At 35.9% G+C, this 26211-nt stretch carries 24 protein-coding genes; 4 read left to right on the forward strand and 20 right to left on the reverse strand.

Annotated elements, in window-relative coordinates:
- Positions 1 to 529 precede the first annotated feature (529 nt).
- The 7 genes from AC3IS5_RS12135 to AC3IS5_RS12165 form a co-directional block, all read right to left on the reverse strand.
- On the reverse strand, positions 530 to 1252 hold the full coding sequence (locus tag AC3IS5_RS12135) for an exonuclease domain-containing protein (RefSeq protein WP_489424645.1): 723 nt from the start codon (positions 1250 to 1252) through the stop codon (positions 530 to 532).
- Between the two features lie 2 nt (positions 1253 to 1254).
- A complete protein-coding gene (locus AC3IS5_RS12140; protein WP_489424646.1) occupies positions 1255 to 2229 on the reverse strand; it encodes a DUF294 nucleotidyltransferase-like domain-containing protein in 975 nt (324 codons plus the stop codon).
- A 59-nt stretch (positions 2230 to 2288) separates the two neighbouring features.
- Positions 2289 to 3569 (reverse strand): ammonium transporter, encoded by a 1281-nt coding sequence (locus AC3IS5_RS12145; RefSeq protein ID WP_489424647.1) that lies wholly within the window; start codon positions 3567 to 3569, stop codon positions 2289 to 2291.
- 345 nt (positions 3570 to 3914) lie between these two features.
- Positions 3915 to 4112, reverse strand: a complete 198-nt coding sequence (locus AC3IS5_RS12150) for a transcriptional regulator (protein ID WP_489424648.1) — start codon at positions 4110 to 4112, stop codon at positions 3915 to 3917.
- A 254-nt stretch (positions 4113 to 4366) separates the two neighbouring features.
- On the reverse strand, positions 4367 to 4807 hold the full coding sequence (locus tag AC3IS5_RS12155; RefSeq protein WP_489424649.1) for a cell wall hydrolase: 441 nt from the start codon (positions 4805 to 4807) through the stop codon (positions 4367 to 4369).
- Positions 4808 to 5136: 329 nt separating this feature from the next.
- Positions 5137 to 5727, reverse strand: a complete 591-nt coding sequence (locus AC3IS5_RS12160; protein WP_489424650.1) for a TetR-like C-terminal domain-containing protein — start codon at positions 5725 to 5727, stop codon at positions 5137 to 5139.
- A 144-nt stretch (positions 5728 to 5871) separates the two neighbouring features.
- The gene (locus AC3IS5_RS12165; RefSeq protein ID WP_489424651.1) at positions 5872 to 6618 is read right to left on the reverse strand and encodes an SDR family NAD(P)-dependent oxidoreductase; all 747 of its coding nucleotides are present in this window, start codon (positions 6616 to 6618) and stop codon (positions 5872 to 5874) included.
- Between the two features lie 957 nt (positions 6619 to 7575).
- Here AC3IS5_RS12165 and AC3IS5_RS12170 point away from each other — a divergent pair.
- The gene (locus AC3IS5_RS12170) at positions 7576 to 8781 is read left to right on the forward strand and encodes a quaternary amine ABC transporter ATP-binding protein (RefSeq protein WP_489424652.1); all 1206 of its coding nucleotides are present in this window, start codon (positions 7576 to 7578) and stop codon (positions 8779 to 8781) included.
- A 3-nt stretch (positions 8782 to 8784) separates the two neighbouring features.
- Positions 8785 to 10512: a glycine betaine ABC transporter substrate-binding protein gene (locus AC3IS5_RS12175; RefSeq protein WP_489424653.1), complete on the forward strand. Its 1728-nt coding sequence runs from the start codon at positions 8785 to 8787 to the stop codon at positions 10510 to 10512.
- A 48-nt stretch (positions 10513 to 10560) separates the two neighbouring features.
- On the opposite strand, the gene AC3IS5_RS12180 is transcribed toward AC3IS5_RS12175, so the two are convergent.
- The 8 genes from AC3IS5_RS12180 to AC3IS5_RS12215 form a co-directional block, all read right to left on the reverse strand.
- Entirely contained in the window at positions 10561 to 11922 is a 1362-nt protein-coding gene (locus AC3IS5_RS12180; RefSeq protein ID WP_489424654.1) for an MmgE/PrpD family protein, read from the reverse strand.
- A gap of 11 nt (positions 11923 to 11933) precedes the next feature.
- Complete coding sequence (locus tag AC3IS5_RS12185) at positions 11934 to 13061, reverse strand: zinc-dependent alcohol dehydrogenase family protein (RefSeq protein ID WP_489424655.1); 1128 nt, start codon at positions 13059 to 13061, stop codon at positions 11934 to 11936.
- Between the two features lie 14 nt (positions 13062 to 13075).
- Complete coding sequence (locus AC3IS5_RS12190) at positions 13076 to 14512, reverse strand: aldehyde dehydrogenase family protein (RefSeq protein WP_489424656.1); 1437 nt, start codon at positions 14510 to 14512, stop codon at positions 13076 to 13078.
- Positions 14513 to 14581: 69 nt separating this feature from the next.
- A complete protein-coding gene (gene ahlS / locus AC3IS5_RS12195) occupies positions 14582 to 15415 on the reverse strand; it encodes an AhlS family quorum-quenching N-acyl homoserine lactonase (RefSeq protein ID WP_053415111.1) in 834 nt (277 codons plus the stop codon).
- Between the two features lie 73 nt (positions 15416 to 15488).
- Positions 15489 to 16655: a CaiB/BaiF CoA transferase family protein gene (locus AC3IS5_RS12200; protein WP_489424657.1), complete on the reverse strand. Its 1167-nt coding sequence runs from the start codon at positions 16653 to 16655 to the stop codon at positions 15489 to 15491.
- A gap of 46 nt (positions 16656 to 16701) precedes the next feature.
- Positions 16702 to 17871: an acyl-CoA dehydrogenase family protein gene (locus tag AC3IS5_RS12205; protein WP_489424658.1), complete on the reverse strand. Its 1170-nt coding sequence runs from the start codon at positions 17869 to 17871 to the stop codon at positions 16702 to 16704.
- 12 nt (positions 17872 to 17883) lie between these two features.
- The gene (locus AC3IS5_RS12210; protein WP_489424659.1) at positions 17884 to 18669 is read right to left on the reverse strand and encodes an enoyl-CoA hydratase/isomerase family protein; all 786 of its coding nucleotides are present in this window, start codon (positions 18667 to 18669) and stop codon (positions 17884 to 17886) included.
- A 2-nt stretch (positions 18670 to 18671) separates the two neighbouring features.
- A complete protein-coding gene (locus tag AC3IS5_RS12215; protein WP_489424660.1) occupies positions 18672 to 19766 on the reverse strand; it encodes a zinc-binding dehydrogenase in 1095 nt (364 codons plus the stop codon).
- Between the two features lie 288 nt (positions 19767 to 20054).
- Between AC3IS5_RS12215 and AC3IS5_RS12220 the strand changes: the two genes are divergently transcribed.
- Positions 20055 to 21659 (forward strand): ABC-F family ATP-binding cassette domain-containing protein, encoded by a 1605-nt coding sequence (locus AC3IS5_RS12220; RefSeq protein WP_489424661.1) that lies wholly within the window; start codon positions 20055 to 20057, stop codon positions 21657 to 21659.
- Positions 21660 to 21803: 144 nt separating this feature from the next.
- Here the strand turns inward: AC3IS5_RS12220 and AC3IS5_RS12225 are convergent, their stop codons facing one another.
- The 5 genes from AC3IS5_RS12225 to AC3IS5_RS12245 all read right to left on the reverse strand — a co-directional run bounded on the left by AC3IS5_RS12225 (position 21804) and on the right by AC3IS5_RS12245 (position 25554).
- Entirely contained in the window at positions 21804 to 22484 is a 681-nt protein-coding gene (locus AC3IS5_RS12225; RefSeq protein WP_489424662.1) for a YjjG family noncanonical pyrimidine nucleotidase, read from the reverse strand.
- 263 nt (positions 22485 to 22747) lie between these two features.
- Positions 22748 to 23572 (reverse strand): DUF4097 family beta strand repeat-containing protein, encoded by an 825-nt coding sequence (locus AC3IS5_RS12230; RefSeq protein ID WP_489424663.1) that lies wholly within the window; start codon positions 23570 to 23572, stop codon positions 22748 to 22750.
- 321 nt (positions 23573 to 23893) lie between these two features.
- Positions 23894 to 24307 (reverse strand): MarR family winged helix-turn-helix transcriptional regulator, encoded by a 414-nt coding sequence (locus AC3IS5_RS12235; protein ID WP_489424664.1) that lies wholly within the window; start codon positions 24305 to 24307, stop codon positions 23894 to 23896.
- Positions 24308 to 24479: 172 nt separating this feature from the next.
- Positions 24480 to 24659 (reverse strand): hypothetical protein, encoded by a 180-nt coding sequence (locus AC3IS5_RS12240; RefSeq protein WP_038189333.1) that lies wholly within the window; start codon positions 24657 to 24659, stop codon positions 24480 to 24482.
- A 133-nt stretch (positions 24660 to 24792) separates the two neighbouring features.
- Positions 24793 to 25554 (reverse strand): glycosyltransferase family 2 protein, encoded by a 762-nt coding sequence (locus tag AC3IS5_RS12245; protein ID WP_489424665.1) that lies wholly within the window; start codon positions 25552 to 25554, stop codon positions 24793 to 24795.
- Between the two features lie 244 nt (positions 25555 to 25798).
- On the opposite strand from AC3IS5_RS12245, the gene AC3IS5_RS12250 reads away from it, so the two are divergent.
- Positions 25799 to 26167 carry a VOC family protein gene (locus AC3IS5_RS12250; protein WP_489424666.1) on the forward strand — a complete coding sequence of 123 codons (369 nt, stop codon included), beginning with the start codon at positions 25799 to 25801 and terminating at the stop codon, positions 26165 to 26167.
- Positions 26168 to 26211 lie beyond the last annotated feature (44 nt).

The following is a 26211-nucleotide window of genomic DNA, read 5'->3' on the forward strand; positions in this document are numbered from 1 at the left end:
TTTCTTTAGAAATCTGAATGCGCTTACTTTTCAAGAAAAAATAGACAACTTATATATCTAATGAACACCTTGTATAACAAGTTGTCTAATTGATATTATATAAAAGTACCACACGTTCATTTCTTTTTTCAATATAATTTTTGAGTTTAATACTTTAATATTAAAATATCTCCATTTTTTGGACTAAATTCGATTGGAATCACCTTATTTATGGAAAATTAAATAGTTTAGTCATAAAAAATCTATACACAACTTCAAATACTTGTCAGTTAGATTTTTTGTTTGTGTTCTACGACTAAAAAAGAGGCTGTCTAATAAGTCCTTTTTAGACTCATTGACACCCCCATTACATAAATTAAGAACTTTAGCGTTATAGAATACTTTCATTTACATGAAGAATCATATTATTTAAAACTTAATTATTGATATTTTTTTCAAATCCATCAAAAACCAAACATAAATATTATTATATTACTATAGAAATTTCTCTAATGTTATTTTCATTGCTTCATTATTATCAAATCGTGTTTTATATCCTCGCAAAACGCTCATAAACATCATTTAATGTTCCACAACCCAATTCCTGAACCTTCGCTACATATAAACTCCACAGTTCAGCAGTTAGCTTTGCATCCCCTAATGCATGGTGACGATTGATTACTGAAATACCATTTTGCTCACATAAATCCTCTAGTTTCATATTTTTTGATTTTGGCTCAACAATTTTATATAGGAAGGAAGTGTCCACAATTCGTTGCTTAAAAGGTGTGCGAAATAACTTTGAGCTAGCATGTTGCATAAAATTCCGTTCATGATTAGCATGATGTGCTACAAGCGTACAATCTCCTTCAAATTCCAAAAAACGGATGATAACTTCGGATAAACTTGGCGCTTCTATTAATTGATCATTTGTGATACCAGTTAGCTGAATAATTTCCTGGGGAATGTTCTGATCAAAATGAACAAGCGAGTAAAATTCCTCATCTTTTATTATCGCTTCTCCACTCATTTTAATTGCACCAATCGAGAGTATTCCGTCTCCTTTTTCAGGAGAGAAGCCTGTTGTTTCAATATCGAAAACTACTACATTTAGTTCCTGCAAAGGCGTATTTAATGCTTTTTCTCGATTCACCTCTTTTTGTAAATGCCTTAAATAAGCCATTTGCTGTGAGTTTTGAATATCACCTATTCTACCAGTATTTTTTTTACCTTGAATTCCTCTTAATAGTTGGATAAACGGTTCAAAAACCATTGTTAACACCCTTTTTCGATAAGAGCTATGATATATTCATGAAGCTTCTTACCATCTTTTAGAATTCTTTTTATTTCTTTTCGTTGTACTTTTTTAAGACTTTCTATATTCAAGTAATGTGTATCGGTATAGGATTCCACTTGAAATAATGTCAGACGATATCTTAATAACGTTAAGAAATTGTCTTCACAACCCTTTAATACCTTTAGATATTCCTTTGTTTGCTTCAAACATTTCATTCTATCTAACGTAGAAGTTTCATAAACTCCTTCTTTTATGGACAATACTCGAATGGCATTCACATAAGGTAAAAATGCTGCATATTTTAGATTCACACTTCCTTGGTACATACCATGCTGTTCTACTAAAATTTGACCGAGTGGACCAATAACATTCTTTATATGTGTGACATTTGCCATAAAACGCTTTAGAATTGTCTGATGTTTTAATTGATATTGGTAAATATCCATTTTCAATTCTTCTACGTATGAATTTCTCCCTGTTAAAACCCTTGCATCATAAAATATTTGCAAGTAACGAATCGCATCCCAGGTCTCGTCTTTCATCCATTTTAGAAGCTGCTCTTTCCATTCATCCATTGACTTACACCAAAGTGAATTTGAGCTCATGACATTACCTTGACAATAGGGATAACCAACGATGAATAGACCATAAGATACTTCATCACCGAGTTTCTTAAAATAAGTATCATTTTCTTCATTCGATATTTCATATATCAATCCGTGATCTTGGTCACTGATGACTCCTTGCTCACATCTGCCACCGCTCCCTGTTATAAACCACGAGAACTCACACGGGGGACACCTCTTGTTCACGTTACTGATAGCTAAATCAAATACTTTGCACATTACTTGATCATGAAATTTATTCAAAGAAGCAGTATCATCTAGAAAAGAGGGAATATTTTTATCCTTCCATTCCTTTATTGATTCATACGTTCCAACATCTGTTTCCACAGCAACACTTCCTTTTTTACACCAAAAGCCCCTTATAAGGGGCTTTTGCCATATTAACGTTACTTCGTTTCTACTACTGGACGTAGGTTTGACTCTTCTAAAACCATTTGCTCAGGATACCCGTAGTTACCATGTTCACTCAGATCAAGTCCCATGATTTCCTCTTCCTCGCTAACACGAATACCACCCATCACTTTTTTCATGATATATAAGATGACAAACGCTACAGCAAATGCATAGGCACCAGATGTTGCAACTCCCATTAGCTGTACACCTAACTGTTCAAAACCACCGCCATAAAGTAAGCCTGGTTTACCTACTGTCGCAAGTTCAGGTGTAGCAAAGAGCCCGGTTGATAATGTGCCCCATATACCTGCTGTTCCATGTACGGATAATGCGAAAATTGGATCATCAATTTTTTTCTTTTCAAAAAATCTAGCACTATAGAATACTATGACGCCAGCTACGAACCCAATGACTACAGATGCCCAAACATCTACAAACGCGCATGATGCTGTAATCGCTACTAGCCCTGCTAACGCACCATTTAAAATCGTTGTAATATCAGGTTTACCTAACACTACCCACGAAATTAGAGTAGCTGCGACAGCACCTGCAGCTGCAGCAAGATTTGTATTTAAAGCAACAAAACCGAAGAAAGCACCATCAACTGAAACAGTACTACCTGCATTAAATCCAAACCAACCAACCCACAGGATTAATACAGCTAAAGCAGTATACACTTGGTTATGACCAGCAAGATTATTCGCTGATCCACCTTTATTATATTTCCCAATTCTTGGTTTCAATAAAATAGTAGCTGCAAGAGCCGCCATTGCACCTGTTAAATGGACAACTGTTGAGCCTGCAAAATCTTGTTTTCCATGTTCAGCTAACCAGCCACCGCCCCAAATCCAGTGTGCAATGACGGGATAAACTAATACCCCGAATAGAATCGTGAAGATGACGTATGCTGAAAACTTCGCACGCTCTGCAAATCCACCGAGTGCGATTGTAACTGATATACCCGCAAATGCTAGTTGGAAGACAAAAAATACAGTTGTAGCAAGCCCTGAATCTTTAACTAATTCTCCTGAATAGAAGAAATCTGACATGCCGACAAAGAAATTTGCATCACTGCCAAAGATAAATCCATAGCCTACTGCCCAGAAAACTAATGATGCTAAACCAAAAGTAAAGACTGTTTTTCCTGCTACGTGACCTGCATTTTTCATTCTTGTTGAACCAGCCTCAAGTAAGATAAATCCACCAATCATAAAGATTACCAAAATTGCTCCTAGCATCGTCCACAGGCTGTTCATCAAATACATAACATCCATCCTCATGCTCCCCTTTTCACCATGTTAGTTTTCTTATTATTTATATGTCAGAAAACTTAACATGTTATTTATATCCTTTATTTTACTTTGTTTTTACTACTTGTCAACAGAATTTTCAGAATAAATTGAAATTACGTAAGAAAAGCTCACATGAAAAGAGGTTCAAATTGCTAAAAGGCCATATATATCCCTATTCATTAGAAAATAAAAAGAACTCATTTTGAAAATGCATGATCAAAATGAGTTCTTGCGAAAAGTCTATGTAATTTTAGCGTTACTTGCTTCTCTATTTTCGTGTATTTATTTTTATCTATTTAAATGGAATTCCTTTTAAAATCATAATTCTTATTCTTCACTACGAATTATCGGAATAGCTGCAAGAACATTCTCTATTATAAAAGTACGTTTAGCGCGTTTAACAAAGCAATAAGCTTGGAAATTTTTGGATGTTATTTTAATGATCTTCACACGTCTCTTTGTTATGTCTCCACTGCTAGACATATATATCATGATCACCAATTGATTACGCTGCATCGCTTTCATTAATAGCTCTTTAAAATTGTCCACTCCTTTTCAAATCATTAAAAACATTTGTTTCTACTGAAATAAAAAATAACCAGGCGACCGAATTCACGGTTACCTAGTTTTAAGTGTAGTATCATAGTTACGGCGTTATGAAAGTTAATATTAACAATGAGCTGATGTAAGGTTACTTAGACTAAATTATTTTGTTTATTCATTCATTTTAAACATAAAAAGTTGAACGTGAAAATCTTCATTATCAATAATTATACAACCTAACCGTCATAAACACTTGCACATGTTCCAGCTGCTGGTTCATAAAAACAATGATTTTTAAAATTACCAGTAAAAGGTTGATTGTACCATGTTGGAGGACATTCAGCATATGGATTAAAGTACCAAAGGGCATAATGCGCTGGATGTTGTCTCCAATAATCCAAATTCTGTTTTGCTAATCTTTTTTCAGAAGATCTCGCTCTTTGATAAAATAAATTTCCTTTTTGAACAGCTTCAAAAGAATAATTTCCTCCTTGCACCTGATAAATGACATCTTCAATTGTTCTTACATCTTTAAAATCTAAACAATCTGCTACAGCACGATTAACAATTACATTGCCAACAAATAACATCCCTAGATTTCCTTCACCCACGGCTTCTGCTCTCATCATCCTTGCCATTAAATCAACGTCTGCTTCTCGGTATTTAACTCTTGGCATTTTTCCACCCCGTAAATATTATATGAAAAAAAGCCTTTATTGGTGAATGAGAAAAAAACCGCCTGAGAGCCACAAACTCTTTAACTCAAGCACCTGTTAGTTGATTAAAAATTACTTCCGATTCAATCAATTAAAATAGACTTTTCACTAAATGAACTATCATTCTTGGAATAAAAGTTAAGATGTTAAAAACCAATTCAGTTAAGATTGAATCACGAAATTCATTCATTATTCTTTTGAAAAAACCTTCTTTACATTTCTTTTTTTCTCTTCTCATATTTTATACCCTCTCAATACACTCCTTAAAAATGAATTCGCCCTAAAATAAACTAGTTAACATCTTCTATATAAGGTCCAGCAATTGAGATTTTCAAAAGGATTTCTGTGAGCTCTTCTGGCGTGTATTTATCTAGCTCTTCTAACCACGAGATGATTACTTCTAAAAAAGCACCTGTAGCATACTGAATCAGTATATCTTTAGGTACTATTACTGCCATACCCGATTCCTGTGCGGCTCCTATACCTTCTTCTACAAAAGAACGAATAATCCGTTTAAATTCTTTCGCAAATTTTGTCCTACGATTTTGCAATAAGAACATTTCATAGAAAAAATGATTATCCTTAATATGTTTAAATAAGGCTACCATGTTTTCAGGTAAGTTAGTTGAACTTAAGTCTTGAATCGCCATTTTTTGCCTAACTGCAATATGAGATGTTAAATCACTTAACATCTCTTCAGAAAGATTATCCATTAATTCATTAATAGACGAATAATGTTTATAAAATGTTGGACGTGTAATATTAGCACTTTCACAGAGAGTTTTAATAGAAATAGTTTCTGAAGAAGTGAGCATATTAAAGTATGCATTTTTAATGCTTTCTAAGCTTCTTATTTCTCTTGGATCCAGTCCTTCTTTCATTAGTCGCGATGCCTCCGATCAATGTATGTATTCCAACATTATACAAAAGTGCTATGAAAAAGCGAAATAACTTGATTTAAACAAATTTACTCATAAAAAAAGAGCTGACTTTGGATAATCAGCTCTTTTCTATGGAATTAAAGATTAAAGTGCAGTCCAGCCACCGTCGATAACTAGTTCAGAACCAGTAACAAAACGTGCTTCATCACTCGCTAAGAATAATACACCGTACGCAACATCTTCCGGGTTACCCATATAAGGAAGTTGAGTATGTGCTTCATAATAAGGCATAGCAGGTTCCATAGAAGGCTCTGTCATTGGTGTTACGATAATTCCCGGGTGTACTGAATTTACACGAACTCTATCTTTACCGTATTCAATTGCAGCAGCTTTTGATAATACACGCAATGCTCCTTTAGAAGCTGTGTAAGGGCTTGTACCAGCCATACCCACAAGTCCACCAATTGAAGAAATATTAACAACTGAACCACTGCCGTTTTTTTGCATTTCAGGAACAGCATATTTCATACCAAGTACACAGCTATTTAAGTTAATATCCATTACTCTATTCCATTCAGACATCTCGATATTTGCAATTACATTGGTGCAAGACACACCAGCATTATTAACAAGAATATCTACTTTACCGAATTTCTCAACAGTTAAAGCAACAACTTCTTTCCATTGTGCTTCTGAAGTTACATCATGCTTAAATGCAATTGCCTGACCGCCAGCTGCATTAATTGCTTCAACTACTTCATTTAAAAGTTCTTCTTGAATATCCGTAGCAACTACAGATGCTCCTTCTTTTGCGAATAACTCACATTCTTTAGCACCCATACCCGATGCTGCACCTGTAATAATTGCCACTTTACCGCTTAAACGTCCCATATAAAAAGACCTCCTATTAATATGTAATTGAATAAACTATTTTACACTATGAAAAATAGTTTCCGCTATCTTTATAACATGAATTTTCTGAAATAGCAAATAAGGGTATTTTTAAATGCCATAATATCTATCATCAAAAATGAAGGTCTTATATAAATGGTTTAATTATACATATCTAATTTAGATAATTTGTTGCAATAGAAAGAGCCCTGTCCTTTTCAATGAACCTGTCGCACTATTAATAGTAACTCTTCAATACATTTCATTAATAAGCAATCTAAAATCACTGTTTTTCATTTTCCATTTTGACAAAAAATCAGATTACATATAAGTAAAAATTTTCAATTTATATCTTGTTAATTTTTAGCTTTATATCCATCTCTCAAAAATGAAAACATCCATTTATTCACCTTGACAAAATAGTATTTTACCCAGAAATCCAAATAGGTCTAAACTCATATTTTACAAAAATATTTCATCTATTATTCTATCTATGAAATCTACCAATAAAAATGAATAGAACTCATATATACCAACGTTTATAATACATTTCAAATATTTCATCATTGCGAAAAAGTTATTGAAATCAATAGTTCTAAGTACGGCTATCATTTGAAATGAAGTTTAGTAAACGATATAGTAATAAAGTAAACACTCTATTTTACCCATAAAAAAATCCCTTATTTGATGTTGTTTTCCCCCTTTTTTCTTTACCCTCATCATCAACACATATCAAAAATTGGTAAAAATATGAGTAAAGCAAGCATAAATATAATGACTAATTTCCATTTACTTTATTATTCAATTGGAAATTCAAGTAAGAAGGATTGTTTTAGTCAACTTCGCACATGATAAACCAATAACTTCTTATTTATTTTTCGAGATAATTAAATTTAGTAATCGTTATTTCATGACTGCTTCTGTTTTCAAAAAGAATATTAAGAACGAGGTGTTTAAATGGATCCTTTTGTAGAAGTAAGAAACGTATCAAAGATTTTTGGTAAGTCTCCCAAAGCAGCACTGGAGCTTTTAGAATTAGGTCGTTCTAAAAAAGAAATTTTGAAAGAGACTGGACAAACATTAGGTGTAAATAAAGTGAACTTTAGTATTTATCCCGGTGAAATCTTCGTAATTATGGGCTTGTCTGGTAGTGGTAAATCTACGTTAATTCGCATGTTTAATCGTCTGATTGCCCCAACCATTGGTGAGATCTTAATTGATAATGAAGATATCGTAAAAATGAGTGCTTCCCGTCTGAGAGAAGTAAGACAACAAAAAATTAGTATGGTATTTCAAAACTTTGCTCTTTTCCCCCACAAAACAATTTTAGAAAACACTGAATTTGGACTTGAGATCCAAAAGAAACCTATAAAAGATCGACGTGAGAAAGCTATGCAAGCTTTAGAAATCGTTGGACTTAAAGGGTACGAACATCAATTACCTTCACAATTAAGTGGTGGTATGCAACAAAGGGTAGGTCTTGCTCGTGCACTTGCTAGTGACACCGATATCTTACTGATGGATGAGGCATTTAGTGCACTAGATCCATTAATCCGTAAAGACATGCAAGATGAACTACTTGAGATTCAGGAGAATTTCAAAAAAACGATTATCTTCATTACACATGATTTAGACGAAGCACTAAGAATTGGTGATCGAATCGCTTTAATGAAAGACGGTAGTATTATCCAACTTGGTACACCGGAACAAATCATGATGAACCCAGCAAATGAATTTGTAGAAAAATTCGTTGAAGATGTCGATTTATCTAAAGTCTTAACAGCTTCACATATTATGAAACGACCAGAGAAAATCGGTGTCGATAGAGGTCCACGTGTTGCGCTAGAGATCATGCGTAAAGAAGGTTATTCAAGTATATTCGTAGTAGATCGTAAGAAAAAATTACTTGGCGCTATTTCTGCCGAACAAGCACGTCACGCGATTGATCAAAACTTATCAATATCAGAAGTCATGACAACCGAAGTACCAACAGTACCTGAGGATGCACTACTCGTTGACTTAATGGATGTTATGGCAACATCCGCTCTTCCAATCTCAGTTGTAGATGAAAAACACAGAATCAAAGGAATTGTTATTCGCGGAGCTGTCATAGGTGCATTAGCCGGTAACAAAGATTCCTTGAACGACTTGGAGAGTGAGTAAAAGATGAATATGACAAAAATTCCATTAGGTGAATGGGTAGATTCTTTAGTAGATTGGATCACAGTCACGTTTGCTGCACTGTTTTCATTTTTTACAAATTTAATCGATGGACTGTTAAATATCATTGTTGATGTACTAAGTGTTGGTCCCCCAATTGTTTTAATTATTGTTTTGGCCTTACTAGTCGGCTATACAAGTAAATGGCCATTAGGCATATTTACAGTCGTGAGTTTGCTATTAGTTGATAACTTAGGTTATTGGGATTCAACGATTCAAACTTTAGCAATTGTATTAGTATCAGGATTCTTTATCATATTACTCGGTATTCCTATCGGTATATGGTGTGCACAAAATAAAACTGTACAAAATATCGTTACACCTATTTTAGACTTTATGCAGACAATGCCTGCTTTTGTTTATCTGATTCCATCGATACTATTTTTCGGAATTGGTGTTGTACCAGGTATTGTTGCTTCGTTTATTTTCGCGATTGCGCCTGCTATACGTATGACGAATCTCGGTATTCAAGAGGTACCAAAAGATTTGATTGAAGCATCAGATGCATTCGGCTCAACATCTAGTCAAAAATTGTTTAAAGTTCAATTACCTTTAGCAACACCAACCATATTAGCAGGTATTAACCAAAGTATTATGCTTGCCCTTTCAATGGTTGTTACTGCTTCATTAGTTGGTGCGCCTGGACTTGGTGCAGACGTTTACCGTGCTGTGAGCCAGATTAATGTTGGACAAGGTTTTGAAGCCGGTCTTTCTATCGTATTCATTGCCATCATTTTAGACCGCATTACTCAAAACATTCGTAAACCTGCATATGAAAAACTGGTAAGTCGTAAAATCGTCCTTATTATCACAGGTATCCTCATAGTGGTAGCTGCATTATTTAACACATTTACAAAAGAGGACACTATAAAAGGTACTGGTTCTGCGATTGGTGAATCGACTAATTATAAAATTATCGGTATTGAACCCGGTGCTGGACTAATGGCACAAGCAAAAACGGCGATGAAAGATTATAAATTAGATAATTGGACGCTTGTTGAAGGTTCTTCTGCCGCAATGGTTGCTGAATTGAAAAAAGCATATTCAAAGAAAGAACCAATTATTATTACAGGTTGGTCTCCACACTGGATGTTTGCTTCCTTCGATTTGAAATATCTAGATGATCCTAATGGGACATTTGGTGGCGCAGAAGAAATTAATACAATCGTACGAAAAGGTTTAAAAGAAGATGCTCCTGGTGCTTATACAATACTTGATCAATTCTCTTGGGATACAAGTGATATGGAGAAAGTAATGGTAGATGTATCAGGTGGTATGGATCCAAAAGAAGCAGCTGACAAATGGATTAAAGCAAATACTGATAAAGTAGCTAATTGGACGAAAGGCGCTCAAGCGGGTAATGGTGAGGAGATCAAACTCGTTTATGTTGCTTGGGACACTGAAATTGCTAGTACTAACGTCATTGCGAAAGTACTTGAGCAAAACGGCTATAAAGTAAAAATGAGTCAAGTTGAGGTTGGTCCGATGTTTGCTGGTGTTGCAAACGGAAGTGTCGATGCAATGGTCGCAGCATGGCTACCAAGTACTCACAAAGATTATTTTGAATCATACAAAAAAGATTTGGTTGATTTAGGACCAAACTTAAAAGGAACAAAAAATGGAATTGTTGTTCCTAAATATGTAGATATTGATTCGATTGAAGAATTAAAATAGAAGAAAACGAACCCAAAATAGTATCCACTATTTTGGGTTTTTGTTTATTTAAGTTACGGCTTCAATCTTCCGATGCACCGTAGCTACTAGTTCTTTTACGGTATATTGTTCTACATTTAGGATTGTTTTTACGATTTGCACTCTTTGTTCAAAAGGTAAGTCGTTTGCAAGTGTCATAAATTTCTCAACTAACGCATCTGTAGACACTGGATTTTCTGGATCTCCTACTGGATAGCTCGTTTTTGCTTTATAAATCGAACCATCATTAAAATGAATCGACAGATTTGTACCCCATTCTTCGGGATATGCAGCATCTACTTTTTCATCTACTTGAACTTCAATTTTTTCTACTATTGCGCGAATTGTTGGATCATGCAATATTTGTTCTGTAAATGCATGATAACCTCCGCTACCAGTTATTAGTGCAAGAGCCGCACAAAACTGAATACTAAATTTTGCAGCATAAATCGTATCAGGAGAAGGATTATCCGTTATATCCAATGCTACTTTATAAGTTGAGATTACGATTTTCTTTATCTCTTTTAAATTCACATTATGTCCTTTATGATATTCAACTAGTAAATCCATTACATGATGTGTATGACGACAAGAAGCATGTATTTTAAATGAGTTTTCAATAATTTTAAAGCTATCGCCTAAACCTTCCGTCATTCTGGACACATCATACTGTTCACTCATGGCTTCAAAAAATCCGCGACTTCCTTCTAAAATTTTCTTCGCTCCAGTAAATCCTTTTTGTGCAAGTAAACAACTTAAAACACCGTGCATAGCCGCTTTCCCTGGATGAAGTTGCTTGGACATTGCGCCATCTTCAATAAATTCCCAAAGACCAGCTGCTTGTGTACCCGCACTACCTAATGCATCGACAATTTGATTTTCATTTAACTTCAGTAACTTCGCTACTGCCGCTGTAGCACCAAAAGTTCCACATGTAGCTGTATTATGGAAGTAATAATAATGTGATGGTGACACTGTTTCCCCAACTCGATACGCCACTTCATACCCTGCGACAATCGCTGTGATGAGATCTTTCCCAGAAAGCCTTTTCCACTCAGCAACTGCGATTGCGGCTGGCATTACAACTGTTGCCGCGTGCACTATAGATGCTTTATGAATATCATCAAGTTCAATAATATGACTTGCCGCACCATTTAATAACGCTACATTCAACACTGAATTTTTCACATTAGTAACTGTTGTTGCTTGCGGTGCACCACCCATTTCACGAATGAGTTCATTAATCATTTGTATCGGTACCCCGTCTCGTCCTTTAAGAGCAGATGCGTAATAATCTAAGATACACCGTTTTGTAAATGTAACTACTTCCTTTGGTAATTGCTCATATGTTAAACCTACAATGTAGTTTGCGATTTGATTGCTAACCCCCACACAACTGCCCCCTAATCCATTTTAATAATAATACGTGATGAATCCCCAGTTGCTAGTAAATCAAAGCCTTCGTTAATATCTTCAAGAGTAAAAATGTTCGACATTAGCTCATCTACAGGCAAACGCCCTTGCTTCATAAGCTCAATATAACGTGAAATATCACGCTTTGGCACACAACTACCAACATACGATCCTTTTAACGTCTTTTCTTCTGCTGTTAATGTCACGTAAGGAAAAGAAAATTGATGTTCTGGATGCGGTAAACCCGTTGTTGTCGTTATACCGCCGCGCTTTGTTACAGCATATGCAACATCCAAAGCTGCTACTGCTCCTGCTGTTTCAAATGCATAATCGACGCCGCCGTTCGTATACTTTTTGACTTGTTCAATGACATCTTCGTCCCTTGAATTAAAGACAGCCGTAGCTCCCAGTTCTTTTGCTTGCACGAGTTTTTTTTCATTAATATCAATCGCAATCACTTCGCTAGCACCTGCCGCAATTGCACCAAGCAATGCGCTTAAGCCAATGCCTCCAAGGCCGATAACAGCTACTGTACTTCCGAGCTTCACATTTGCCGTATTCACGACCGCTCCTACACCAGTAATAACCGCACAGCCAAACAACGCGAGTTTTTCAAATGGCAGATTTTCATCAATTTTCACTAAAGAATTCTCTGATACTACTGCGTATTCAGAAAAAGCTGAGACACCCACATGGTGATTGACATCCTCTGTTTCAGTATGAATGCGAATGCCTCCACTAATTAGTGTCCCTGCTCCATTTGAAACAGCGCCTGGTTCACAAAGTGCCGGCCGTCCTTCAGAACATGGAATACAGTGTCCACAGCTTGGTACAAAAACACAAACCACTTTATCGCCAGGTGAGAATGCTGTCACACCTGCGCCTACTTCAACAACAATACCTGCCGCTTCATGTCCAAGCGCCATTGGAAGAGGGCGTGGGCGACTACCATCAATAACGGATAAGTCCGAGTGACAAAGACTTGCTGCTTTAATTTGAACAAGCACTTCTCCTACTTCTGGTGAATCTAGCTCTACTGTTTCAATATGAATTGGTCGACTTTTTGCATATGGCTTTTGAACACCAGATGCGCGTAAAATAGCTGATTTTACTTTCATTGATAACGTCCCCTTTACGTTAAGATATTGATACCGATAAACTTCAACTCTGTCATACCTTCAATCGAATATTGAATACCTTCCTTGCCAACTCCACTATTCTTCACACCGCCATATGGAATATGATCATAGCGCTTAACAGAAACTTCATTTATCCATACGCCACCAGTTTCTAATTGATCTGCCACACGAAGTGCACGATTAATATTATTCGTAAAGACACCTGCCTGTAATCCGAATTCTGAATCATTCGCCCATTTTATGACATCTTCTTCTCTAGTAAATGGCATGATAGAAATTATTGGTGCGAATACTTCGGAACAAACCACTTTCATATCAAACCGGACATGATCTAGAATGGTTGCTTGCATCATTGTCCCATGGCGCTTCCCACCAGTCAGTACAACTGCTCCTTGAGCAACTGCTTCATCTACCCAGTCTTCTGCACGTTTTGCTGCCTCTTCTGTAATCATCGGTCCAAGTTCTGTTGATTCATCCAGTGGATCTCCCATTTTCAAATTAGACACTTTCTCAACAATCTTTTTTACAAATTCCTTATATACTGTCTGATGAACAAAAATACGTTGTGCTGATACACATGCCTGTCCTGCAAATGTGAAGCCTCCCATTGTAATCGCATTGACTGCATGATCGATATCTGCATCTTCAAATACGATATTAGGTGCATTGGAGCCAAGCTCTAACGTAATTTTTTTCCCTTTCGCCATCTCTTGTATTTTCCATCCAACTGTACTACTACCTGTGAATGTCACCTTTTTAACAAGCGGGTGTGTTACTAATGTTTCTACTAATTGTTCTCCAGGACCATTTAATAAATTAAATGCTCCCTTTGGTAAACCAGCTTGTTCGAATAATTTATATAACTTTATCGCTGATAATGGCGTTTTCTCTGCTGGTTTTAACACGATAGTATTACCTGCTGCAATGGCAGGTGCAACTTTATGAAGGGACATATTTAACGGGAAATTGAATGGTGTAATTGCTGCAACAACTCCAATTGGTACCCGTTTAGCTATACCTAATTGCCCTTCACCACCAAGTGCATTATCTAAGACAATTTGTTCACCATTTAAATTTTTTGCCCCTTCAGAAGCAAAGCGTAATACTTGAATAGCTCTTGCCACTTCACCTCTTGCATCAACAATCGGCTTGCCTGCTTCTAGAGCTAACGTCTTTGCAAAATCCGGTGCTTGTATTTCGAGTAGATCTGCCGCTCGACGTAAAATCGCACTGCGTTCATGGGCTGGCATTGACTTCATTTTTTGTTGATATATTTCATGAGCTACTTCAACTGCGAGTTTCACATCGCTAGTCGTAGCACAACTGACTATTCCAATTAGCTCACTATTATAGGGATTACGTACCTCAATTTCTTCACGTAAATCACCTTTAATTTCAACACCTCTAATATAAGAACAAGATTCAATCATATTTAAATCCTCCTCTGTACTTTATAAAAATACCCTAAGACAATAGTGGCCTTAGGGGTGTTATTTGATTTACTCGTAATATCCTTCGGTTGATTTAATAAATGAATTAAACTGATTTGCATCATGACCAAACCAAATCGTTGAATTATTTTGTTCTGCAAGTTTTCGAATACGTTCTGCTGAGCTACTATAACCCACAGAATCATAAATAATACCTGGTGGTTTAACGGGTGGCCCTAAGCTCTCTGCAGTATATAAAGCATCTGAAGCAAGTAAAAGATTACCTGTACCTGGCAACTCAATATGCAAACCAAGCATGCCATACGCATGTCCTGGACCAAAATTCAAAATTTTGATACCTTTCACAAGCTCCACTTCTTTTTCATGTGGCTGAATTGTGCGCCAGCGAAGCTGATTTTTTATCCATGCTTCTACATCACCCCATATATAAGCTCCCATATCACGTGTCATCGCAAATGTTTTCATAACATTAGATAACTCAGAATCATGGACAATGATTTCGGCATTCGTAAATAGCTCTAGGCAACCGGCATGGTCTAAATGCAGATGAGATGCGACAACATATTTTATATCTTCTGGACGTACCTTAAGTTGTTCTAAACGATTGATTAAGTAGCATTCCTCACTTTGGAAAACTGGGAACAGCTTTTGTACACCTTGTGGCCAGCGCCCTTCTTCTCCCATACCATCAGGATTACAACCTGTATCAAATAAAATTTTCCCTTCAGGATGATCAATCAATACTGCATAAACTGGGAACTCTACAAACTCAGCTGGGGGAGAAGGATTATCAACACTTGCCGGGTTATGCATAGCAATCATATAGTTTTTATCCATCTTCATCGAACCAGTGTCTAATACATACACTTTCGATTTACACATAGTCATTCCTCCAATTGATCAATTATTTTGAGCTACTTTCGAAAACAGAAATCTGGCGTCAATTTCGCAAAGCTTATGTGCTCATTAAACGTTCAATTTCTACATCACTTTTCCCTAAAGATCTCAGCACTTCAATTGTATGCTCACCTAGAGCTGGTGGCGTATTTCTGACTTGCAAATCCACTGATGAGAGTGTAATCGGTAAGCGGGTTAAGTGGATGTTTCCATTGTTTGGGTGCTCGGCATCTATAATCATACGGTTACTAAGTGTTTGTGGGTGCATTGCTACATCAGTCATTTGCTGAATCACGGCACTAGGTACACCTTGCTCCTCTAGAGCCGCGAGCCAATCTGCTGCTTTTTTTGTTTGCAGCACATCCGCTAGTTTTTCATTGAGCAGTGCACGATTTTGAACACGCATTACGTTTGAAGCAAAACGCTCGTCTGTAAGCCATTGCTGCTTCTCTAACACTTCGCAGAGCTTTATAAATAATCGATCATTTGAAATGCCTATCATCATTGGCACATCTGCTGTTTGAAAAGCCCCATATGGTGCAAAGGAAGCGTGATTAGAGCCTAATTTTTCTGGATTTTGCCCAGTTAACATTGTTGAGAGTAAATGATAACCTACCCAGTAGACACCTGTTTCAAAAAGTGAAGTTTCAACTTTTTGCCCTTGTCCATTTTCTTTACGCTGCAAAAGCGCTGCTAAAATACCAAGTGCACCCCACACGGCACTACCTTGGTCTAAAATCGAAACAGGTACACGAGCTAATTGATCGCTACCTGTCATACTCATTAAACCTGTTTCAGCTTGTAAAATAGCATCATATCCAGGTTTATGTTTGGAGGGCCCCTTTTGACCATATGCTGATAACGAACAATAAATTAAACGCTCATTTAAAGATTTCAAAGTATCAAAGCCAAGCCCTAACTTATCGGCTTTTCCTAATCGATAATTTTCAACAAAAATATCGGCATCACGTATTAGCTCATACATTACTTCTTTTGCTTCTTGTAATTGCAGATTTAAAACAATGGACTTTTTATTGCGATTAATATTCAAGAAAAATGTTCCATCCTCTTTTACAAGTGGGGCCATTTTGCGTGCTTCGTCACCAATACCTGGACGTTCAATCTTAATAACTTCCGCACCAAGATCAGCTAGAATCATCGTCAAGCTAGGACCTGAAATGTTCGTCGTGACATCAATGACTCGCATTCCTTGTAATGGCAACATTCATTTCACCACCCTCCATTTACACCTTCCTATTTCAAAACATCACTTAGTACGATTTCGGCATTTTCAAAACATGCTCCCCTACAAACGATAAAATAAGATTTGTCGAAATAGGTGCTACTTGATATAATCGGGTTTCTTTAAATTTACGCTCAATATCGTACTCCGTCGCGAAGCCATAACCACCGTGTGTTTGTAATGTGACATTTGCCGCTTCCCAAGACGCATCCGCTGCAAGTAGCTTTGACATATTCGCCTCTGCCCCACATGGTTTTCCTTCATCAAATAATTGAGCTGCTTTAAAACGCATGAGATCGGCCGCTTCAATATTGATATATGCTCTTGCAATTGGGAACTGAATACCTTGATTTTGACTGATAGGACGATTAAAAATGACACGTTCATTTGCATAGTTTGTCGCACGTTCAATAAACCAGCGACCGTCACCAATACACTCTGAGGCTATTAAAATACGTTCTGCATTCATACCGTCTAAAATGTACCGAAAACCCTTTCCTTCTTCTCCAATTAAGTTCTCTACAGGCACTTTTAAATTTTCGATAAACAACTCAGTCGTTGAATGATTCATCATCGTCTTAATCGGCCGAATTTCAAGGCCATTGCCAACTGCCTCTCGTAAATCAACTAATAGCACGGACAAGCCCTCACTCTTTTTCGTTACTTGTTCAACAGGGGTTGTACGTACGAGTAAAATCATTAAATCCGAATGTTCCGTACGAGATATAAAAACCTTCTGACCATTCACAATATAGTGATCACCTTGTCGCACGGCTGTAGTTTTTAAATTTGTCGTATCTGTACCTGTATTTGGTTCTGTCACCCCAAATGCTTGTAGGCGTAAACTTCCATCAGCAATTTTCGGCAAATACATACGTTTCTGATCATCCGAACCATGACGTAAAATTGTTCCCATTGTATACATTTGGGCATGGCACGCTCCAGAGTTTCCTCCGGAACGATTGATTTCTTCTAAAATAACGGAGGCTTCTGTAATGCCCAGGCCCGAACCCCCATATTCTTCAGGAATGAGAGCTGCTAAAAAGCCTGCATCAGTTAGCGCTTTTACAAATTTCGTTGGATATGCTTGCTGCTCATCAATTTCTCGCCAATACGTATCAGGAAATGCTTTACAAACAGCACGTACACTTTGACGGAGTTCTTCTAAAAACGCCACTTTTTCATCTGCTAATAACAACTCAATTCCCCCTCACTTTCCTGTGAAAATCGGCGCCCTTTTTTCATTAAATGCAAGCACACCTTCAAGGCGATCATTTGAATTAACCGCTACGTTATAAATCTCTATTTCTCGTTTTCTCGCTTCACTATTTGATAATGCTCCTAACGTATTTGCACTCTTCTTACAACCTTGCACACCCAAAGGAGCGTTTTTTGCAATTTTATTTGCAAGTCTTAGTGCTGTTTGGAATAACTCCTCCGGTGGGACGACCGCATTAAGAAGACCAGCATCACTTGCTTCTTCTACTCCAAAGATTTCACCGGTAAACAACCATTGTTTCGCTTTATGTAATGGCACTCGTTTCGGTAAAAGACGAGAACCACCACATCCAGGCATAATGCCACGCGTTACTTCTGGTAAGCCAAATTTCGATGTTTTTGCTGCAACAAGTAAATCGCAATTGAGGGCTAATTCAAAACCACCCGCCAAAGCATAGCCATTAACTACAGCAATTGTTGGCTGTGGTAGATCCTCTAGCGCATAAAACATTTGCTCAAATAATTCATGCTGAACCTTCCAAGCCTCATCAGAAAGCCCTTGGCGTTCCTTCAAATCTGCTCCAGAGCAAAATGCTTCATTATTTGAAGAAGTTAAAAGTACAACCCTAATGGACGAATCAGTTGATACAACTTTTAAAAGTGACAACATATACTCAGCCATTTTTGTATTAAAAGCATTGAGCATTTTCGGTCGATTTAAAGTAATGTTTAAAATCTGTCCGTTTTCTCCTAATATTTCAGTTAGAATGGGATTCATAATTACACTCCTTCATTGACTAAAATTGAAGCTCGTGTTATTTCACGAGTTGCAGAAGTATCAAGTGCTTTTGCAATATCTGCTAACGTATAATTACAAGCTAGCATGTCATCAAATGCATATACATCGCTTTTATCACTTAAAAACGCGAGTGCTTTTTGCAAATACCATGGATTGTATCGAATAACTCCTAAAATTTGAATATTTTTTCGCGTCATTAGCCCTGGGTCAAACTCAGTCAACTTTCCTGGTGAGATATTACCAATACTAATGTATTTGCCTCCTGCTTTTAATAAATGGATCCCCTCATTAAATGCAGCAGGAACACCCGTTAACTCCATCGCAATATCTGCGCCTCTATTATTCGTTAAAGCTAATAGGCGAGCTACGCGATCTGCTACTGAAGGATATTCTGCAAAAGAAATTGTATAATCTGCCCCAAACCTCTTCGCTAGTGCAAGACGACTTTCAACGGCATCGATTACAATTACTGTCGCCCCTAATGACTTCGCAACAGCGGATGCATTCAGTCCAAGTCCTCCAGCTCCTTGTATGACGACTGTATCTCCATACTTAATACCAGCTTTTTCAACCCCATAATATACTTGAGACAATGCACAATTGGCACTTGCTGCAGATGCATCTGAGACATTTTCTGGTACTTTATAAAAATATTGATTTGGATGAATATAATAATGCGTTGCAAACGAACCATGGAAATGAGGGTATTCATGAGCATCCTTACTCCAAAATTCGTATGCATTTTCACATAAGTTAAACAATCCTTGCTGACAATGGCTACACTTGCGACAAGTTAAAAAGTAAGCCGCTGCAATCCTGTCTCCAACTTTCACTGGATTCCCAGCAAAATCCGTTGTGACATTTTCACCAAGCTCCACAATTTCTCCCACCATCTCATGACCCATCACACCTGATTTTTTTGTTGGATGTTGTCCTCTCCAAATGTGTAGTTCAGAACCACATACATTCGTTCGAATCACTTTCACTAATACACTGCCTTGTCCAGCTTTTGGTAAATCATATTCTTCAAAGATAAGTTGTTCAGGCTCTGTCATCACCGCGACTTTCCCTTTCATAGGAATCCCACCTTTTCTTTGATTTACATCTTATTAATTCTATTTCTATGAGATTCAAAAAATGAGTATAATCTAAAGTTTAATTTTTTCTATATCAATATTTTTACAAAAAATGCATTAAGAATGACCATTCACACTATTTTCATTACCAATAAAATGCAGAATTCAGTGGTTTTGAATAAAAAGCGTATAATATACGCAAATTTATACACTTTTAGAGTTTTATTTACTGTCTTGCAAAGCGTTCCATGATATACTAGAAGCATTGTGAAAAAAGGAGGAACTTACATGATTCAAGTAAGTAATGTAGGTCTTCGCTATGGCGACCGTAAATTATTTGACGACGTAAATATTAAATTCACACCGGGTAACTGTTACGGACTAATCGGAGCAAACGGTGCTGGTAAATCAACATTCTTAAAAATTCTATCTGGTGAAATTGAGGCACAAGATGGCCACGTATCAATGGGTAAAGATGAACGTCTTTCTGTATTAAAGCAAAATCACTTCGAATACGATGAATATAACGTTTTAGATACAGTTGTTATGGGGAACAAACGTCTTTGGGAAGTAAAAGCTGAAAAAGACGCAATCTACGCAAAAGAAGAATTTTCTGATGAAGATGGCATGCGTGCTGCTGAATTAGAAGGTGAGTTTGCTGACCTTAATGGTTGGGAAGCTGAATCTGAAGCGGCAACATTATTAAACGGTTTAGGGATTGGCGACGAACTTCACTATATGCTTATGGCTGACCTAGAAGGTTCTGACAAAGTTAAAGTGTTATTAGCACAAGCTCTATTTGGTAAGCCAGACGTTCTATTACTGGATGAGCCTACCAACCACCTTGACTTAAAAGCAATCCAATGGTTAGAAGAATTTTTAATCAACTTTGAAAACACAGTTATTGTTGTATCCCATGACCGTCACTTCTTAAACAAAGTATGTACACATATTGCTGACCTTGATTTCTCTAAAATCCAATTATATGTTGGTAACTATGATTTCTGGTATGAGTCTAGCCAATTAGCACAAAAAATGATGTCAGACCAAAACAAGAAGAAAGAAGAGAAGATTAAAGAGCTACAAGCATTCGTTGCTCGTTTCTCTGCGAACGCTTCTAAATCAAGCCAAGCAACTTCTCGTAAAAAAATGTTGGATAAAATCGAACTTGATGATATCAAACCATCTAGCCGTAAATATCCATTTATCAACTTCCAAACTGGTCGTGAAATCGGTAATGACGTGTTAACTGTTGATGGTCTAACAGCAAGTAACGATGGCGAAACTCTATTTAAAGATATTCGCTTCTCAATGAATAAAGAAGACAAAATTATTTTATTAGGTAGCCCGCAAGCAAAAACTGCTCTTCTTGATATCTTAATGGAACAAAAAGAAGCAGATGCTGGAACATATAAATGGGGTGTTACTACATCTCAAAGCTACTTTGAAAATGACCATGATAAATACTTCGGAGGCAATGAGAGATCATTAGTAGAATGGTTACGTCAATATTCACCAGAAGACGAAACTGAAAGCTTCTTACGTGGATTCTTAGGTCGTATGCTATTCTCTGGTGAAGAAGTGAAAAAATCTCCTTCTGTATTATCAGGGGGCGAAAAAGTTCGTTGTATGCTTTCTAAAATGATGCTTGCTTCTGCAAATGTTATTTTGCTTGATGAGCCTACTAACCACCTTGACCTTGAGTCAATCCAAGCACTAAATGAAGGTTTAATTCGCTTCAAAGGCGCTATGATCTTCACATCTCATGACCATCAGTTCATCCAAACAATTGCTAACCGCGTAATTGAAATCCGTGAAGACGGTTCAATTTTAGATAAGCAATTAACTTATGATGAATATTTAGAGTGGAAAGAAAAAGAAGGTTTGAAATAATCCTTTTTAAGGATTTAAACCGAACAAAACCCCGGACTTCCCAATTTAATTGGAAAGTCCGGGGTTTTGTTATGTCAACTCTTAGAATTTGCTAGAAATAAATCCAAACATATAATTTGATGATTCATTTAAACTTCTCTATTTCTATACAATTTCTAAAAGTTCAGCAAGCTCTCGGATTTCATACGTCGGCTTAATTCCTATTGTATTTTCTTTAAAATGCGGATTAAACCAGCACGTATCAATCCCGTAATTCATCCCACCTTGGATATCGGAGGTTAAAGAATCACCTACGATCAACACTTTTTCTTTATCTGTAATCTGTAGCTTAGAAAACGCATAATCGAAAATACCTTTTTCAGGTTTCTGGAAACCAATTTCTTCAGAAATAAAGATATGCTCAAAAGTGTTACTGAGAGGAGAGTTCCCTATTCTAGATATCTGCACCTCTTTAAAGCCATTTGTGATAATAGACAGGCGACAACCAGAAAGTTTGTCACATACTTCAACAGCTCCCTTTATAGGATGTATTTCCTTGCCCAAATATCCAAGATACAAACTACTGAACTTATCAGCATTAATTTCAAGCTCATGTGCAAGGAATAATCGCTTAAATCTTTCAACTCCCAGTTTTGGTAAAGTGATAAGTCCTTGTTCCAAATCTCTCCATAACTTCATGCTAATCTCTTTGTAGGTGGCTTCATAATCCGCTAACCCCTTTGGTAATCCGAACTCCACAAAAGTCTTATGTAAGGCATTTTTTTCCGACTTACTAAAGTCGAATAATGTATCATCAACATCGAACAAAATAATTTCATACTTCATATAGCTACCTCCATTAAACAATACCGACCTAACTAGGACGCTTCACACAATTTATATTCATAAAAAACATTGATGTACTCTCTGTTACTCCATTTGTTATATCTCTATCTTCCCCTCCACAATGTGCAAAAAAATTGAATGTTGATAGGACTTGGGAAGATAACTTGTATTAATAGTTTTATAGAAGAGTACATCCATATTATACGGTATATTTAGAAAGTCTTGTATATCTGACAGCTCTTTCATTCAATTAGCTTTAGTATTTATTTTATTTTTATCTGACCTACTGAAACAGAAATATCTAATTCGTTATCCGACTTTATGTTATTTACTATTCGATTTCCCGCCCCTTGTTTTATAATATTTTCGTTTAGTAATTTATCATTTTCTGAAGTTATTTTCCCATTCTTAGTTGCAATATTAAAGCTAATTTCATTCAGCTCTAACTCTTTCGGTAGTGTTATGTAGACATTGCCGTTTGACGATTTTATCTTGTTCTTGCCCTTAATATGAGTAAAAACCAAGCCTTTTAGTGAGCCAGTTTGGTTCTTTATATTAACCGTTCCATCCACAGGCCCTATTTTAATAGAACCGTTTTTTGCTTCAATATTTAAGCCTTCCCCTTTAAAAGAGTCTACATTAATATTCCCTACACTTGAAATAAGGCTTAATTGATTAATTTCACTTACATTTTTTACAGTTATATTGCCATTTCGCGTATTTATTTGCACATGTTCTAATAATCTCGGAGGAATATTCAATACCAATTCCCCTCTTTTTGCTGAACCAGGCACTATGGTCATCCACTTTTTCTGAATTGCCTTTACTTTTATAATGGCTTGATCCTTCTCATAAACAATATCCATGCTAGGACTTCCAACTAATGATTTTTGACCTGTATATTTAACATTCATCATTGGCTCACCAGTGACAATAAAAATGTTTGAAATATCAGCATCAACATAAATCTTCTTCACGTTTTCCAAATCACTCTTGTACTCAACATCTTTTTTACTCATATTCGATGAAACAAACGAGCCAGCTATTATCAAAATCAACACCCCGATCATCCATTTTATTATTTCCATACTTTTCTCCTTATTCAGAATTAATAATAATCATTTTAACTTCAAAAACAAAATATTTTAATAACTAAAATATACATTAAATACAATATATATAAAATGATGCTAATTGTCAAATTATTTAAATAATGGATTTTAACAGTATCTAGGGGTAGAAACACAATCAAATAATAATGGCAACAAGTCTGGATATGGAAGTGGTTTATATGATGGGCTATGAAGTTTGGGGAGACGATTTGACACGTAACAGTGGTTTTAGTAAAAGAAACATCAAATTTCCGAAAAATAAAAAACAGATTAGAAATAATCTGTTTTTAGGATTGATCAATATTCGATTTTTTTAAACAGCTTATTTATTTCTACAAATGTACTTGAGATTTCCTCTATTTTTTCTATTGAAAATTCAGAAAAAATTGCTGCAACTCTTTCTTCACCTTTTTTAGTAAGAGAAACCCTTACTACTCTTCTATCATCTTTTATTCTTATTCTTTCTACATAATCTAAGTTTTCAAGTTTATCACACATATTCGTTGCTGCACCAGGGGTCAACATAAAAGCTTCTGAGATTTCGGTAATTTTCATATGTTTGAATAATTTTAGTCTTAGTAATAAGAGGATTAAATTTTCTGAGAGGTTTTCGTCATGCGTAAGTACCTTCATAAATTCATTTGATTTATTTTGAATATCAAACATTTCCTCCGTTAAATTCTTTATAGCATCTTCAAAAGATTTTCCCATCACAATCATCCCTTAGATAATTTTAGTTAATAAAATTTAAATTGATTTAATATTTCAAGAACTATATATGTATTATACAAGCTAAAGTAAGAAATTGCTAATTCTTATAGATAGTCATTTTCTAAAGTATCTCAAAATAAAAAGCCACACCTAGTTGATGTGGCTTAAATTATTACTCTTCTATACCGACAATTTCAGAGATATGTGCAATCGCAACCGTTGTAAAGTCATCTAAATCAAGGTAAGCATAACTTTCTACAGTTTCACTTAAATAATTTTCATAAAACTCGTCGGGAGATTCATCAACAACGTATGTATTCCCATTCCCCATAATGACCAGTGATTTCTTCATATCTCTTCCTCCTCGTAACATATTATTAATATCATATGCTAGTAAATGAGAGGTTCATGCCACATTTGGTAAGTATTATTTAAAGTTTAAGATATCCACGCTAAACTACTCTACTTTTATTCCCAAACCCATTTTATCTTTCTTGGTTCTCATAATATGTTCTATCTGCATACTTTTGATCAGTACCATTTAAATAAGCTAAAATTACTCTTGGATTTTTCAATAATCCCCAATCTCCGTATGCATCAAATCTTCTACACGAAGTGATCATTCCATTTTTTATAGTTCCATACTCTTTATTATTTTTCTTTCCCCATTCTTTCAATCGTTTAGCAAAGTCTGCGTCTTCAGCCATTAACATATTTTCATTAAATCCATTGATTGCGTTAAAGTCTTTTCTATAGCACCAGAAAATTCCCACTGATATTAAACCATACTTAAAGAGCAAGGGGACAATTAATAACATTGCAGAGATGATGATTCCTAAAGACATCCTTTCAAACTGCCCGTTCACGCCACCACCTATGTATTTTCCTGATGCTAAGTAACTGTCTACATTCGATAGCATCCCCTCTGTCATCTGTGTATCGGCGTCAATTGTGATAATTATTTCCCCTTGTGCTATTGCAGCTCCTGCATTACGGATTTTAGATAAGTTTTTATCATTGTTTTCTAATGTAATACAATTATAAGACTTTGCTACTTCCTCCGTTTTGTCTGTACATCGATTTAATACAACAATGATTTCGATTTGATCTGCATATGCTTGAGATGCTTTTTTTATTGAATCTAAACATTTTTCAATGTACTTTTCTTCATTATGTGCAGGGATTATTACGGAGAACTTTATTTTTTCGTTAAGGTCCTCTTTCGATTTTTGATTTGCAATCGTCACATGCAATCTCCTTTAAGTGTTGGCTACTAAGTACTCTCTTCAATAATGTATATGCTTTAGATGATGTAAGTATCGCTTGCAAAAATAATTAATACAATAAATCACCAATTTCTAATTACTCCCTGATAAATTTTTCAAAAAAACAACATAAGTAATTATTATAAATCTTCATAATTTTAATCACATTTCCTTATCGAATAATTTGAGATAAAATGGAAATGTAATAATACAAGGAGGTTTTACAATGTCATTTGTATTTAAATCGATTGCTCATATTCAACTAGCTGCTCCTAAAGGTTCCGAAGACGAAGCGAAAAGATTTTTTGGTGATATTCTAGGCTTTCGTGAAATTAAAAAACCAGAACTTTTAAGAAAAAGAGGTGGTGTTTGGTTTGAATTTGCTCACTACCAAATTCATATTGGAATTGAAGAACCATTTACTCCCGCCAAAAAGGCACATCCAGCTTTTGAGATAGAGAATATTGAAGCTTTAAAATCTCATTTATCCAAAAACGATATTAAATTTATCATTGATGAAGATTTACCAGGAGCCAATAGAATCTATATAAACGATCCATTTGGTAATCGAATTGAAATTTTAGAGTGGCTTTGATATCCTTTTCAATTTATTACTTCGTATATACTAGCAATCTAAAA

Source organism: Viridibacillus sp. KH_047, assembly GCF_057838945.1.